Origin of the sequence: Streptomyces sp. NPDC017202 (genome assembly GCF_044331705.1) — a bacterium.
Lineage (GTDB): Bacteria > Actinomycetota > Actinomycetes > Streptomycetales > Streptomycetaceae > Streptomyces.
The window spans coordinates 24,183-37,077 of sequence record NZ_JBIRNP010000020.1 but is presented as its reverse complement, the minus strand read 5'-3'; the positions used below and the strand labels follow the sequence as shown (position 1 = coordinate 37,077).

The window sequence follows — 12,895 nt, the reverse complement described above, 5'->3', positions numbered from 1 at the left end:
GGCCCGGTGCCTAGTCTGATCATGTTTGACCACCAGTCACCCCCCAGGAGCGCACGTGACACACCTCCGCAGACGCCCCGCCCTCCTCGCGGCCGTACCCCTGGCCGTGACGGCACTGCTCACGGCCGCCGACCCCGCGCTCGCGGCCGGTCCGGTGGGCACGCCCGGTGTCGGCGACCCCTACTTCCCGCTCGCCGGGAACGGCGGCTACCACGTCGACCACTACGACCTGACCCTCCGTTACGACCCGGCGACCCGGCACCTCGACGGCAAGGCGGTCCTCACCGCCCGTGCCACCCGGTCGCTGAGCCGCTTCGACCTCGACCTCAACGGCCTGAAGATCACCGCCCTGACCGTCGATCACGTCAAGGCCGGTCACCGGCGCGACGGCCAGGAACTCGTCGTCACCCCGCGCCGCGCCCTGCGCAAGGGCGCGCGGTTCCAGGTGACCGTCGCCTACTCCGGCACCCCCGGCCCGGTCACCGACCCCGACGGTTCCCCCGACGGCTGGATCCCCACCGACGACGGCGCGTTCGTCGCGGGCGAGCCGCAGGGCGCCATGACCTGGTTCCCCGCCAACAACCACCCCACCGACAAGTCCTCCTACGACTTCACCATCACCGTCCCCGAAGGCCGCACGGCCGTCGCCAACGGCGTCCTCCTCGGCAAGCGGACCGCGCACGGGAGGACCACCTACCGCTGGCGGCAGGCCGAGCCCATGGCCGCCTACCTCGCCACGGCCACCGTCGGCACCTTCCGGGTCCGGCAGTACACCACCCGCGACGGCATCCGCGTCTACGACGCCGTCGACCCCCGCGAGGCGGCCGCCGCCGAGCCCGTGCTGGCGAAACTGCCCTCCGTGCTCGCATGGGGGAGCGGCCTGTTCGGCCCGTACCCGTACCGCGCGGCCGGCTCGATCGTGGACCACGCCCCGGACGTCGGCTACGCCCTGGAGACCCAGACCCGGCCCGTGTACGACAGCGCGCCCGACCTGAGCACCCTCGTCCACGAGAGCGCCCACCAGTGGTTCGGCGACTCCGTCTCCCTCACCTCCTGGAAGGACATCTGGCTCAACGAGGGCTTCGCCACCTACGCCGAGTGGCTCTACGACGAACAGCACGGCGGCGCGAGCGCCCAGGCCGCCTTCGACACGCTGTACGCCCGCCCGGCGAGCGACGGCCTGTGGGAGTTCCCGCCCGGCGACCCCGGCAGCGGCGCGAACATCTTCGGTACGCCCGTCTACGCCCGCGGCGCCATGGCCCTGCACGCCCTGCGCACCGCGGTCGGGGACCGCGCCTTCTTCCGCGTCCTGCGCGCCTGGGCGTCCGGCCACCGCGACGGCCACGGCACCACCGCCCAGTTCGAGAGCCTGGCGGAGAAGGTGTCCGGCAAGAACCTCGAAAACCTGTTCAGGACCTGGCTGTACGCTCAGGGAAAGCCCAACCGGCCTTGAGAACCTGACCGGTTCCTCACCCCTCTCGGCCAAGGCCGAGTCATGGTCCACGGCGGGGGCGGCGAGCACGCCGGGCGCCGGAAGCGTGTTCACCCTGCGGCTGCCCGCCGCCACGGCACCGCGGGACGGCCGAGCCGACGGGGGCCTCGTGGCGCGGCCGGCGGTCCCCGGCGCGGCGCGCGGGGAGGCGGCCCCGCGGGAGGCGTGGCAGGGCACGCCGCGGAGGGCGGGCCGGTCGGTACCGGCCCGCCCTCCGCGGGGAATCACGAACTGCGGCGTGCCCTGATGCGCCGCTTGAGGGCACGCCGTTCGGTCTCGCTCGTGCCGCCCCAGACGCCGAGGCCCTGATCGGTCTCCATCGCCCATTCCAGGCACTGGTCCCGCACCGGGCAGCCCCGGCAGACGGCCTTCGCCTGCTCGGTCTGCAGCAGTGCCGGACCCGAGGTGCCGATCGGGAAGAAGAGTTCCGGGTCCTCATGGCGGCACGCGGCGCTCTGTCGCCAGTCGTCCATCGAAGTCACCTGCGATCGAAGTCGTGTGCGGTTCCGGATACTTGCTCCTGATCGGGTCACCGGCAGGGCCGAAGTGAAACCGCGCCGCACGGATCGGTGGCCGCGGCCCCGGCCGCCCGCTCAGCCCCGCAGGGTCTTCGCCGCCGTCTCCGTGACGGCGGTCGTCACGGCGGCCAGGGCGGGGGAGTCGAGCTTCCACTGCTGCCAGAACAAGGGGACGTCGAGGGGACGTTCCGGTGCGAGGGAGAGCAGGCGCCCGGCCGTCAGCAGCTTCCGGGCCTGCAGCTCGGGCACCATGCCCCAGCCGAGCCCGGCCACCACCGCGTCGAGGAAGCCCTCCGAGGTCGGCACGGCGTGCCGCAGCCGGCTCGCGCCGTCGGGGCCGCGCCGCAACCTCCGTACGAACGCGTCCTGGAGGTCGTCGCGGCGGTCGAAGGTGACCACGGGCGCCCGCGCGAGCCCCTCGCCCAGCGCCGCGCCGTCGAGGAACGCCGCGGCGAAGTCGGGACTCGCTGCCGCGAAGTAGCGCATCGAGCCCAGGGATCTGACCGAGCAGCCGGTGACGGCGTCCGGCAGGGAGGTCACCGCGGCCATCACCAGGCCCTCGCGCAGCAGTTCCGCGGTCCGCGTCTCGTCCTCCCGGTGCAGTTCGAAGCAGAACGGCGGCTCGCGCGGTACGCGGGTGAGGGCGGGCAGGAACCAGGTGGCGAGCGAGTCCGCGTTGACCGCCACCGTCACGCGCGTCGGCTCTCCGGCACCACTCATGCCCAGTTCGGACCGCGTGTCGCGCTCCAGCCGGGCCAGCTGCCGGGCGAACCGGACGACGATCTCCCCGGACTCCGTCGGCCGCACCGGCTTGGTGCGCAGCAGCAGGACCCGGCCGGTGCGCTGCTCCAGCGCCTTCACCCGCTGGCTGACCGCCGACGGCGTCACGTGCAGGGCGGCGGCCGCGGCGTCGAAGGTGCCCTCGTCGACCACGGCGAGCAGGGTGCGCACCTGGTCGAGGGGAAGATCCGTCATCACGATCGCTAATGATACGTAAGAATCTTTAGCTGGTCCCGCAGTGATTCACTCCCTAGCGTGGACGCCATGTCCACCTCCCTCGCCGCCGCGGCGGCCGGCTTCGGCACCGGTCTCTCCCTCATCGTCGCCATCGGCGCCCAGAACGCCTTCGTCCTGCGCCAGGGCATCCGCCGGGACGCCGTCCTCGCCGTCGTCGCGATCTGCGCGCTGTCCGACGCCGTCCTCATCACCCTCGGGGTGGCCGGGGTGGGCGCGCTGGTGGTGGCCTGGCCCGGCGCCCTCACCGCCGTCGCCTGGCTCGGCGGCGCCTTCCTGCTCGGCTACGGCGCCCTCGCCGCCCGCCGGGTGCTCAAGCCGGGCGGCGCCCTGGAGACGGGGGGCGAGGCCACCGGCTCCCGGCGCCGGGCGGTGCTCACCTGCCTCGCGATGACCTGGCTCAACCCGCACGTCTACCTCGACACGGTCTTCCTGCTCGGCACCGTCGCCGCCGACCGCGGCCCGCTGCGCTGGACCTTCGGCCTGGGGGCGGCGGTGGCCAGCCTGTGCTGGTTCGCCGCGCTGGGCTTCGGGGCGCGGCTGCTCGGCCGCTTCCTGGCCCGGCCCGGCGCCTGGCGCGTCCTGGACGGACTCGTCGCCGCCACGATGATCACCCTCGGTGCCACCCTGATCGCCGGCGCCTGAGCGTCCGCGCCGTCACAGCCCGAGCTGCGGCAGTGACCCCCGGACCAGAAAGATGTAACGGGCAACCAGGGACTCCATGGACGCGAGCGAGAGCAGCGACGCACCCGGGGCGAGAACCGGAGCGGCGGCCCGGACCGCCCCCGAGCCGGGCCGCCCGCCGGACCCGCCGCCGGCGCACCCGCAGGGCCCCCAGGACACAGCCCGGCGCGGCCGGCGCCGCCGGGCGATGGGCACCCGCCCGCTGCGCCGGCCCGCCTACCTCCGGCCGTGGTCCTCGACCGTCGTCACCGCCGTCGGCAGCCGGCTCGCCGCCGTCGCCGTCTGCTGGTCGTCGCCGTCATGCTGGGCCTGGCCTGCGCGGTACCGGCCCTGCGGCGCCACCGCGTCCAGGGTCCGTCGTCCGGATGACCTGTCGTCCGGATCAGATGATCCTGCGGCGGTTCATGCCGTACTGCTCCATGAGTCTGCCCCGGGTGGTCTCCAGGCGGTGGGCGAGGATCTCGGCCACGATGCGGACCAGGGAGAGGCCGAGTGCGGGGTCCTCCTCGCACAGCTTGAGCACCGCCCGGGCCTCGAACTCGTAGGCGCGGACCGGGCTGAACGCCTCCGCGCCGAAGTCCCACCGGTACGGCGGGAACAGCCAGGACCAGCCGAGCAGGTCGCCGGCGCCGAGACTGGCGACGGTGACCCGCTGCACGGACGTCACCTGCTGGTCCAGGGAGACCGCCCCGGAGCGGATGACCCAGAAGCGGTCGGCCGTGCCGCCCGCCTCGAAGATCCTGGTGTCCTCCGGGAAGGACACCTCGCGGGCGAGGGTCATCAGACGCTGGCGCTGGGGCGGGGGGAGGGCGGTCAGCAGCTTCGTCGCTCTGGTCATGGCACGGGGCTCCTCGCCGGCGATGGTTCCGGGGTGTTCCCTGAGGCCTCGAGGCCCTAAGCCCATTTCAGCGGCTGCGGGCGCCCCGGGCACCTCGGCGGCGGGAGGTTTCGGCGGCGGGCATGCGAAAGCCCTGGCTGGACGGGGGAAGCCAGCCAGGGCCGTCGCATGCGGTATGCGGAGGAGAAGAACTCGACTCCGCGACCACTGGGTGAACCGTAAACCATTCTGACGCTTTTCGCGCAACCATAACCCGGTCACGTGACCTGTTTCACTTCCCCGCCCGTCGGTCCCGCTCCGCTCACTCCGCGTCCCGCGCGACCACCCTGATCGTGTCGAGCCGCCGGTCCGTCGGGTCGGGCAGGTTCATGCCCGCCTCCAGCCCCGAGCGCAGATAACGCAGCACCGGCTCGGTGAGCCGCTCACCGGGCAGGACGGCTGGGATGCCGGGCGGATACGGTGTGATCATCTCCGCGGCGACCCGGCCGGCCGCCTTCGACAACGGGACGTGCTCGGCCGGACCGAAGAACGCGTCCCGCGGCAACAGGGCTTGTGCCAGACGGAGTTCGGCAGGGGGCGGCACCTGTGTGCGGGGCGCCGGCCGCAGGTCCGGCGCGGCACGCGCGAGGCCCTTGAGGGCCGCGAGCAGCTCCCCGGTCGTCTCCCGGTCGTCGCCGTGGGTGATCTGGGTGCCGATCCGCCGGTGGTCGGAGAGATGGACGCCGACCGACCGGTGCTCGTGCAGCCAGTCGGCCGCCTGGAAACCCGAGACCCCCAGCCCCTCGAGGTCGATGACGACGGGCAGCGGGTCGAAGTCGTCGGCCAGGCCCGGACCGCAGTAGTCCGTCCGGTCGTCGACGTGCATGCCGTCGATCTGCTCGACGGCCGCCCGCACCTCGGCCGCCAGCTCCAGGGCGGTGCCCATCAACTCCTCGCCGTGCAGGCGCATCTGCCGCCGCCAGCCGTCCATCCCGGCGTACAGCAGCACCGACGGGCTGGTCGTGCCCAGCAGATCCGCACGGGTCTTCAGCAGCTCCGCCGGGACACGGTCGCCCTGGAGGTGGAAGACCGAGCCCTGCTCCAGGCCGCTGCCCATCTTGTGGACGCTGGTCACGCAGATGTCGGCACCAGCGTCCATCGCCCAGGACGGCAGCTCCGGGTGGAAGGGCAGATGCGCACCCCACGCCTCGTCCACGACCAGCGGCAACGAGCGGCGGTGACAGACCTCGGCGATCGCCCGCAGGTCCGCGCAGGCGCCGTACGGCGTCGGACTGGTGACCAGGGCGCCCTTCGCGTCGGGGTGGACCTCGAAGGCCTTCTCGAAACTCGCGGCGGACGGCGGATGCGCCAGATGCCGCTCGGCGTCCCACTGCGGCTCCACCCACACCGGTTCGATCCCGGCGAGGATCAGGCCCGACACCACGGACTTGTGCGCGTCCCGCCCGATCAGCAGTTTCTCGTGCGGCCCGGCCACCGACAGCATCGCGGCCTTGACCGACAGGGAACTCCCGCACGTCGTGAAGAAGGTGTGCTCGGCGTGGACGGCGTCCGCCATCAGCTCCTCGGCGCGTTCCAGGACCCGGCCCCGGGTCAGCCGGTCGTCGAGCCCACCCGACGCCAGGACGTCGCCGAGGAACACCGCGTCGCCCAGCACCGCCCGTACGTCGGGGTCGGCGCCGCGTGCCTGCTTGTGTCCTGGCGGCGAGAACGCCAGCCGCCCCTGGCGGTGGTACTCGACGAGGGCTTCCAGTACGGGTGCGCGCGTGTGATCGACCGACATGCGGAGCCGGGTGCCCGCACCGCCGCCCGTCAATCGGGCGGCCGCGGAAACCTCAGGTCAGGTGGCACCCGTGTGATGCCCCGGGGTCACGATCTCGTCCAGCACGTCCAGGACCGCCTCGTACGCCAGGCTCCGCAGGTGCGCCTCGCGCGCCGCGTCGGGATCGGTGCGCCCCAGATCCTCGCTCCGCGACCGCAGGTTCCGCAGCTCCTCGCGCGCGCAGGCCCTGGCGCGCTGGATGCGCCGCAGCAGTTCGTCCGAGTCCACGACATCCGTCATGTACTCCGCCTACCCCCGGAAGGCCCGTCGATGACCTGCCGAATGCCGTCGAATGCCCGGAAAGGCAGGTTTGGCCGGTCTTTCGGGGGCCAGCCGGAAGGAGAGGGCCGTGCCCGGCGGCCGGCGGGGGAGAGGGTCCACCAGACCAGTCGAGGACGTCAGGAGAGCGAAAGGATGCGTGCGAACGCGAACCACCGGACCGACCGAACCAGCAAGACCTATGGGACCAGCAAGACCGAAGGGACCGGCGAGACCGACGGGACCAGCAAGACCGGCGAGACCGGCGGGACCGGCCGGCCGGACCGCGCGTACCGGCCGGACCGCACCGACGGCACGCACGGCATCGGCGCGCCGCCCCCGGTGCACTGCCACGGGGACGGGCCCTGCCGGCCGTCCGACGTCCGCAGTGCCATACGCCGCGCACTCGACGGACGAGGCGGGGCGACCGGCAGCCCCTACGACGAGGAGGCCGTCTCCGACGCGCTGCTCGTCGCCTCGGAACTCACCTCCAACGCCATCCTCCACGGGGGCGGCATCATCGACTTCGACGTGGACATCGACGGGCGGGCCGTACGGGTCTCCGTGAGCGATCGCAGCGACCGGCTGCCCGTCGTCACCGACCCGCTCGACGACCAGGGACGGCGCCGGCCCGGCGGCCGGGGCTGGCCGATCGTCTGCCGGCTGGCCTGCGACGTCCGGGTGTCCGGCCTGCCGTCCGGCGGCAAACGCATCACCGTCGTCGTCCCCGTCTCCTGACCCACCGCCGGCCCCTCCCACGGCCGCCGGGCCCCGACCGCCGCCCGATCGTCGCCGAGGCCCCGTGTCCGAAGACGCCGCCACGGCCGCACCAGCCACCCGAAGAGGTTTCCCGACACCGGAGTTTGTTCCTCCGGACCCAGGGCAGATGGAGGTTCGTGCTTCGGACCGGAGGCGCGCCCAGGGGAGCGGTACGACCGCTCCGGGGCGCTCCAGGCGCCCCGGACGGCAGCGGCCCCTCCCGTGGTCATTCCCCCAGACTCCACCGTTCAGGAGCGATTCCGCATGCTCATCGACATGGCGACAAGCCGTCCCGCCGCATCAGCCCCGAACACCACCGCAGCCCCGAACCCCACCGCCCAGTCCCGTCGCACCCACGACGACGCTCCCGACACCACCGCCCTCTTCGTCCGGCTGACCACGATGGAGGAGGGGCCCGAGCGGGACGCCGTGCGCGACCGGATCGTCACCGCCTGGCTGCCCATGGCCCACCGGATCGCCGGCCGCTTCCGCGACCGCGGTGAGGCCATCGAGGACCTCCGGCAGGTGGCCGCGCTCGGCCTGGTGAAGGCCGTCGACCGCTTCGACCCGGAACGCGGGGCCTTCGAGAGCTACGCCGTCCCCACCATCACCGGCGAGATCAAGCGGCACTTCCGGGACCGGATGTGGGCCCTGCGGGTCCCCCGCCGGGTGCAGGAACTGCGCAACAAGGTGCGCGTCGCCCGGCGCGAGCTGGCCCAGACGCCCGGCGCCCCCGAGCCGTCGACCGCCGACCTCGCCGCCCACACCGGACTCACCGAGGACGAGGTCGCCGCGGGCCTCGAGGCCCTGGAGAGTTTCAGCACCCTGTCGCTGGACGCCGAACTCCCCGCCGGGGACGACGGCTACAGCCTCGCGGACACCCTCGGCGGCCCCGACGCCTCCTACGACATCGTGGTCGACCGCGAGTCCGCCAAGGAGAGCCTGCGCCGACTGCCGGAGCGCGAGCGGGCCATCCTCTACATGCGCTTCTTCGAGGACATGACCCAGAGCCGCATCGCCGACCGGCTCGGCATCTCCCAGATGCACGTCTCGCGGCTCATCAGCCGCAGCTGCGCCCAGGTGCGGCAGGAAGCCCTGGGGCGACCGGGCGACCGCCGCTGAACCGGCCCGAGGGCCGTACGTATCCCATCCGTTCCGGACCAGGAGCAGTCGTTGATGCTGATGCCTCACCCCGCCGTCCTGCGCACCCTCGTCGCCGAGTACGAGGCCGCCACGGCGAGCGGATCCACCGCGGCCGACACGCGGGCGCAGGACCTCGCTTACACGCTGTGCGTCTCCACCGGGACCCGCGAGGTCACCCGGGCCCTGGAAGTGGCCCGGAGCTGGCTCGCCGCGGCCACCGACACCACCGCCGGCCGCAGCACCGACGACGGGCCGCACGTGTACGCCTGACCGGCCGGCCCGCCCCCGACGCCCCGCCGCGGCCCCCCGCGGCGGGGCGCACGTGTGTACGGCGCCGTGTGTACGGCCCCTGAGGGTGCGGCGCCTGAGCGCACGGCCCGCGCGTGCGGCGCCCGGGCGTGCGGCGCCCGCGCGTGCGCCGCACGCATGCGCGGCCCGCGCACGGCCCGTGTGTGGCCCCCGTGAGGCCCGTGTGTGCGGCCTGTGTGTCCGGTCCGCGTGTGCGGTGCCGAAGCCGGGGCATCCGGGTCTCCGAGACTCTTCCAGGAGGTTGACATGAACGCGAGTGCCCTGGCGCGCAACGGCCGGATGGAGGCCGAGCGCGCCGCGCGGGGTTCGGTCACGCAGGGGGCCGCGCGGGCCGGACTGGCCGCGCGCGGAGTGATCTACCTGCTCGTCGGGGCGCTGGCCCTCCAGATCGCCTTCGGCGAGAACAAGAAGAAGCAGGCCGACCGGCAGGGCGCCCTCGCCGAGATCGCGGACCAGCCCTTCGGCTCCGTCCTGCTGTGGGCCCTCGGGATCGGGCTGGTCGGCATGGCGCTGTGGCGGCTGTCCGAGGTGGTCTTCGGCGCGGCCGGACCGGACGGCCGCAAGGCGAAGAAGCGTCTGCTGGCGCTCGTCCGCTGCGTCTTCTACTCCTTCGTCGCCTACTCCGTGCTCGCCTTCGCCGCCGGATCGGGCGACGGGGGAGGGTCGAGCGACGAGCAGTCGCGTGACGTCACCGCCCGCGTGCTCGAACTTCCCGGAGGCCGGTGGATCGTCGGCGCGGCCGGTGTCGGGATCATCGTCGGCGGCATCTGGATAGGCGTCCGGGCCGCCCTGCGCAAGTACCACAAGCACCTGCGGCTCGGCCAGATGTCCGCGCGGGTGCGCCGCCTCGTGGACGTCACCGGGGTGGGCGGCGGCACGGCGCGCGGCCTGGTGTTCGCGGCGGCCGGCGTCTTCGCCGTCCGCGCGGCCGTCGACTACGAGCCCGACAAGGCCAAGGGGCTCGACGACACCCTGCGTTCCTTCGCCGAGACGCCCGCCGGGCCGTGGCTGCTGGCCTGCGTGGCGGCCGGTCTGGTGCTGTTCGGGCTGTTCTCCTTCGCGATGGCCCGCTGGCGGAAGGTCTGAACGCGCCGTCGGCGGGAACCCGGGGGAGATGAACGAATCCGAGTTCCCGCCGGACGGACGGCCCGTGGACATGTACCTCGACCTCCTGCGCGTCCGCATGGACAGCGAGGACTTCGCGATGCTGCTCAAGGTCGTCTCACCCGCACTGCGCGCGCTGGACGAACAATCCGCCGAGACCCTCGACTTCGCGCTCGATCCGCAGGAGACCGAGGAACTGCCTCAGGAGATCCGTGACGAGGCCGCCCTGGTCATCGCCACGGCCGTCACCGGCCGACTGGACAACCAGCTCGTCGAGATCCAGGTCGACGGAACCGGCCCGGTCCGCGTGGTCACCGACGCGGAGACCGCCTCCGACCCGGGCCGCCTGGCCGAGATCGCCGGCTGCATCCAGCAGCGCCAGAACGACACCGAGGCACTGCGGGGCATCGCGGCGGCCAGCGGCCTGCCGACGGACTTCTGACCCCGCCCCTCAGCGGCCCCGTCCGGGCGCCCGCTCCCGGCGCCGACCGGCGCCGGGAGCGGGCGCCCGTGTCTTGTGCGGGGGAGTCGCCGCGGCCCGACCGGCCCGTGCTCCCGTGCTCCCGTGCTCCCGTGCTCCCGTGCTCCCGCTCGGCGCCGGGGCCCGGGCCCTCGGCCGCCGCCGGGCGCCGGTCCGGCCGCACGCCTCACCTCGCGGGCCCGGCCGCACGCCTCACCTCGCCGGTGAGGTCACCGGGACCCCCAGCGGCCGGGCCAGGCCCGTCACCGCTTCGTCGAGGCGTTGCAGGTGACGCAGGACGCGGTCGGTGACGCGGCCGTAGCGCGGGGTGCCGTAGGCGCCCGGGCCGAGGAGGGAGGCGACGCTGGGGCCGGTGCTGACCTCGGCGGTGCTGCGGTCGTCGGCGACGCGTGCGGCGACGGCGTCGATGTTGCGCAGGATGCGCCGGCCGGCACCGCGCAGCCGGGGGTCCGCCGCGATCGAGGGGTGCGTGGGCAGCAGCTCGGCCGTGGCCGCCAGCGACCGGGCGTGGTAGGCGCAGGTCTCCAGCAGCGCCACGACGTACTGGGCGGTGTCCCGCCGGGTCCGCAGCGGGGTGACCGGGTGGGTCAGCGGCTGGGTCGCGGAGCGCAGGTCGGCCAAGGCCTGGTCCAGTTCCCGGGCCCGGTCCAGCAGCTCGGCCGGCGGTCCGCCGCTGAGCTGTTCCACGGCGGCCCCGGTGACGTCGGCCAGCCGGTCGAGGACGGTCGTGAGCAGTTCGTCCGTCCGCCGGTCCGTGCGCACGGGCAGCACCAGCGCCGCCGCGACCACCCCGCTGGCCACCCCCAGCGCCGTCTCCTCCACGCGCAGGACCAGCACGTCCAGGCTGTAGGTGTGCAGCAGCGTGTACAGCACGCCCAGCGCCGCGGTGACGAAGAACGACATCAGGGTGTACGACAGGGGCGCCGTGTAGAACATCGCGAACACGCACACCAGCACCACCGCGAACGCCGTCCCCGTGTGGTGGCCGACCAGTCCCGCCAGGCCGATCCCCGCGACCACGCCGAGGGCGGTGCCGAGCAGTCGCCGGTAGCCCTTGACCAGGATCTCCCCGGTGGACGCGGTGTTGATGAAGACGATCCAGCAGGTGAGGACCGCCCAGTACCAGCGCTGGGTGGACAGCAGTTCGCCGCCGACGATGGCCAGCGCCGAGCCGACGGAGACCTGGACGGCCGCGCGGGTGGTGGGGCGCCGCAGCCCCGTGGGCTGCTCCGCGGTCTCCTCGTCGGACTCCTCCCCGCCGATCGCCGCGTCCTCCGCGTCCAGCTCCTCCCGGGAGCGGGCCGTCTCGGGGCTGTCGTCGGACTCGTCCTGCGGCCCGTCGAGCGCGAGGCGCAGCCCCAGCACGGCGCGGGCGCTCTCCCCGACGCCCCGGAAGACGTCCCGCACGGCCGGGGGAGCGGGCGGCAGGTGCTCCTCGTCGCGGTAGCCCAGCAGGCGGTTGCGGACCTGAGCGAGCCCGGTGCCGTCGGCGACCGGACGCCGGACCAGCAGGCGCAGGGCCCGCAGATCACGGCGGAGCACGTCCGTCGCCTCCTCCTCCGGCATCGGCAGGCGCCCGCGTTCGGGGAGGGGCGCGCCCGGCAGGTGCAGGGTCAGGGTGTCCGCGCGCTCGGCGCCGCGTGCCGTCAGCAGGAGCAGCCCGAGCCGCTCGGCGGCGATCTCCGCGTCGGCGATCCGGCGCTGCACCAGCCGGGCCGTCGCCTCGTCGGGCGTGCCCTCCTCGAGCCGGCCGTGGATCATCATCGCCGTCTCGTGCAGCCGGGCGGTGCCCGTGCGCACGTGCGCCAGTGCCTTCTCCACGTCGTCCGGGCCGGCGTCGAGCAGTTCCAGCTGGGCGTCGAGCAACTGCGCGAGCCGCGCCCGGAAGGCGTGCCGCAGCCGCAGCAGGATCCCCGCCGACGTCTGCGGCACCAGCACGAACCGGGCCAGCGCGCTGCACGCGAAGGCGACGGCGAGGACCCCCCAGAGTCCCGGCAGCAGATGGGGGGCGGCGCCCACGAACAGGGACATGAAGTAGACCTGGAAGCCGATCAGTCCGAGCGCGGTGCCCCGGTCGCCGAACCGGCGTCCGTACACCGCGCAGAAGATGAGGACGACGAAGAAGACGTCACCGGCCACCACGCGCGAACTCAGCAGCGCCGCCAGGGACACCGAGGCCAGCGCCACCGGCAGCCCCAGCGCCAGGGTCACCGCCTGTGGCCCCCGCTGCTTCTCCCGGACGGCGAACGTGGCGACCATCGCCGCGATGGCCCCCGCGACCAGATGCGTGACGTCCGCGTCCAGCAGGGACAGCACGGCCAGCGTGAGGGTGATCGCGCCGACCGTCCGCAGGCCGGCCGCGAGCCGCAGCAGCCCGGGATCGGATGCCAGCACCCGGTCCCGCACCCCCGCCGCCCACGCCGGTGCCGCCGCCTTCACGCCGCTGTTCCCTCCCGCCGCTGTTCCCTCCCACCGC

General features: G+C 73.9%; 13 protein-coding genes and 1 pseudogene. 8 read left to right on the top strand and 6 right to left on the bottom strand.

Annotated elements, in window-relative coordinates; genetic code table 11:
• Positions 1 to 55: 55 nt before the first annotated feature.
• Entirely contained in the window at positions 56 to 1,453 is a 1,398-nt protein-coding gene (locus ACH4N1_RS28385) for a M1 family metallopeptidase (RefSeq protein ID WP_398101406.1), read from the top strand.
• Between the two features lie 263 nt (positions 1,454 to 1,716).
• Here the strand turns inward: ACH4N1_RS28385 and ACH4N1_RS28380 are convergent, their stop codons facing one another.
• Positions 1,717 to 1,965, bottom strand: coding sequence for a WhiB family transcriptional regulator (locus ACH4N1_RS28380; RefSeq protein WP_398101404.1), 249 nt, complete (start codon positions 1,963 to 1,965; stop codon positions 1,717 to 1,719).
• A gap of 120 nt (positions 1,966 to 2,085) precedes the next feature.
• Positions 2,086 to 2,985: a LysR family transcriptional regulator ArgP gene (locus tag ACH4N1_RS28375; protein WP_398101401.1), complete on the bottom strand. Its 900-nt coding sequence runs from the start codon at positions 2,983 to 2,985 to the stop codon at positions 2,086 to 2,088.
• Between the two features lie 69 nt (positions 2,986 to 3,054).
• Between ACH4N1_RS28375 and ACH4N1_RS28370 the strand changes: the two genes are divergently transcribed.
• Positions 3,055 to 3,669: a LysE/ArgO family amino acid transporter gene (locus tag ACH4N1_RS28370; RefSeq protein WP_398101398.1), complete on the top strand. Its 615-nt coding sequence runs from the start codon at positions 3,055 to 3,057 to the stop codon at positions 3,667 to 3,669.
• A 76-nt stretch (positions 3,670 to 3,745) separates the two neighbouring features.
• A pseudogene (locus tag ACH4N1_RS28365) lies at positions 3,746 to 3,991 on the top strand (MFS transporter); the annotation flags it as partial.
• Between the two features lie 99 nt (positions 3,992 to 4,090).
• On the opposite strand, the gene ACH4N1_RS28360 reads toward ACH4N1_RS28365, so the two are convergent.
• The 3 genes from ACH4N1_RS28360 to ACH4N1_RS28350 all read right to left on the bottom strand — a co-directional run bounded on the left by ACH4N1_RS28360 (position 4,091) and on the right by ACH4N1_RS28350 (position 6,605).
• Complete coding sequence (locus tag ACH4N1_RS28360; RefSeq protein WP_398101395.1) at positions 4,091 to 4,546, bottom strand: cyclic nucleotide-binding domain-containing protein; 456 nt, start codon at positions 4,544 to 4,546, stop codon at positions 4,091 to 4,093.
• A 301-nt stretch (positions 4,547 to 4,847) separates the two neighbouring features.
• Entirely contained in the window at positions 4,848 to 6,326 is a 1,479-nt protein-coding gene (locus tag ACH4N1_RS28355; RefSeq protein ID WP_398101393.1) for an aminotransferase class I/II-fold pyridoxal phosphate-dependent enzyme, read from the bottom strand.
• A gap of 57 nt (positions 6,327 to 6,383) precedes the next feature.
• Complete coding sequence (locus ACH4N1_RS28350; protein WP_398101391.1) at positions 6,384 to 6,605, bottom strand: hypothetical protein; 222 nt, start codon at positions 6,603 to 6,605, stop codon at positions 6,384 to 6,386.
• 342 nt (positions 6,606 to 6,947) lie between these two features.
• Between ACH4N1_RS28350 and ACH4N1_RS28345 the strand changes: the two genes are divergently transcribed.
• The 5 genes from ACH4N1_RS28345 to ACH4N1_RS28325 all read left to right on the top strand — a co-directional run bounded on the left by ACH4N1_RS28345 (position 6,948) and on the right by ACH4N1_RS28325 (position 10,380).
• Positions 6,948 to 7,361 carry an ATP-binding protein gene (locus ACH4N1_RS28345; RefSeq protein ID WP_398101587.1) on the top strand — a complete coding sequence of 138 codons (414 nt, stop codon included), beginning with the start codon at positions 6,948 to 6,950 and terminating at the stop codon, positions 7,359 to 7,361.
• 285 nt (positions 7,362 to 7,646) lie between these two features.
• Positions 7,647 to 8,504 carry a SigB/SigF/SigG family RNA polymerase sigma factor gene (locus tag ACH4N1_RS28340; protein WP_398101388.1) on the top strand — a complete coding sequence of 286 codons (858 nt, stop codon included), beginning with the start codon at positions 7,647 to 7,649 and terminating at the stop codon, positions 8,502 to 8,504.
• A gap of 54 nt (positions 8,505 to 8,558) precedes the next feature.
• Positions 8,559 to 8,795: a DUF5133 domain-containing protein gene (locus ACH4N1_RS28335; RefSeq protein WP_398101386.1), complete on the top strand. Its 237-nt coding sequence runs from the start codon at positions 8,559 to 8,561 to the stop codon at positions 8,793 to 8,795.
• Between the two features lie 285 nt (positions 8,796 to 9,080).
• Entirely contained in the window at positions 9,081 to 9,920 is an 840-nt protein-coding gene (locus ACH4N1_RS28330; protein ID WP_398101384.1) for a DUF1206 domain-containing protein, read from the top strand.
• A gap of 28 nt (positions 9,921 to 9,948) precedes the next feature.
• Positions 9,949 to 10,380 (top strand): hypothetical protein, encoded by a 432-nt coding sequence (locus ACH4N1_RS28325; protein WP_366056337.1) that lies wholly within the window; start codon positions 9,949 to 9,951, stop codon positions 10,378 to 10,380.
• A 231-nt stretch (positions 10,381 to 10,611) separates the two neighbouring features.
• Here the strand turns inward: ACH4N1_RS28325 and ACH4N1_RS28320 are convergent, their stop codons facing one another.
• The gene (locus ACH4N1_RS28320; protein WP_398101381.1) at positions 10,612 to 12,858 is read right to left on the bottom strand and encodes an FUSC family protein; all 2,247 of its coding nucleotides are present in this window, start codon (positions 12,856 to 12,858) and stop codon (positions 10,612 to 10,614) included.
• Positions 12,859 to 12,895: the final 37 nt, after the last annotated feature.

Coding starts and splice junctions, on each gene's coding strand:
- ACH4N1_RS28350 (WP_398101391.1), bottom strand. CDS start 6,605: ATGACGGATGTCGTGGACTCGGACGAACTGCTGCGGCGCATCCAGCGC.
- ACH4N1_RS28330 (WP_398101384.1), top strand. CDS start 9,081: ATGAACGCGAGTGCCCTGGCGCGCAACGGCCGGATGGAGGCCGAGCGC.
- ACH4N1_RS28325 (WP_366056337.1), top strand. CDS start 9,949: ATGAACGAATCCGAGTTCCCGCCGGACGGACGGCCCGTGGACATGTAC.
- ACH4N1_RS28335 (WP_398101386.1), top strand. CDS start 8,559: ATGCTGATGCCTCACCCCGCCGTCCTGCGCACCCTCGTCGCCGAGTAC.
- ACH4N1_RS28360 (WP_398101395.1), bottom strand. CDS start 4,546: ATGACCAGAGCGACGAAGCTGCTGACCGCCCTCCCCCCGCCCCAGCGC.
- ACH4N1_RS28355 (WP_398101393.1), bottom strand. CDS start 6,326: ATGTCGGTCGATCACACGCGCGCACCCGTACTGGAAGCCCTCGTCGAG.
- ACH4N1_RS28370 (WP_398101398.1), top strand. CDS start 3,055: ATGTCCACCTCCCTCGCCGCCGCGGCGGCCGGCTTCGGCACCGGTCTC.
- ACH4N1_RS28380 (WP_398101404.1), bottom strand. CDS start 1,965: ATGGACGACTGGCGACAGAGCGCCGCGTGCCGCCATGAGGACCCGGAA.
- ACH4N1_RS28340 (WP_398101388.1), top strand. CDS start 7,647: ATGCTCATCGACATGGCGACAAGCCGTCCCGCCGCATCAGCCCCGAAC.
- ACH4N1_RS28375 (WP_398101401.1), bottom strand. CDS start 2,985: ATGACGGATCTTCCCCTCGACCAGGTGCGCACCCTGCTCGCCGTGGTC.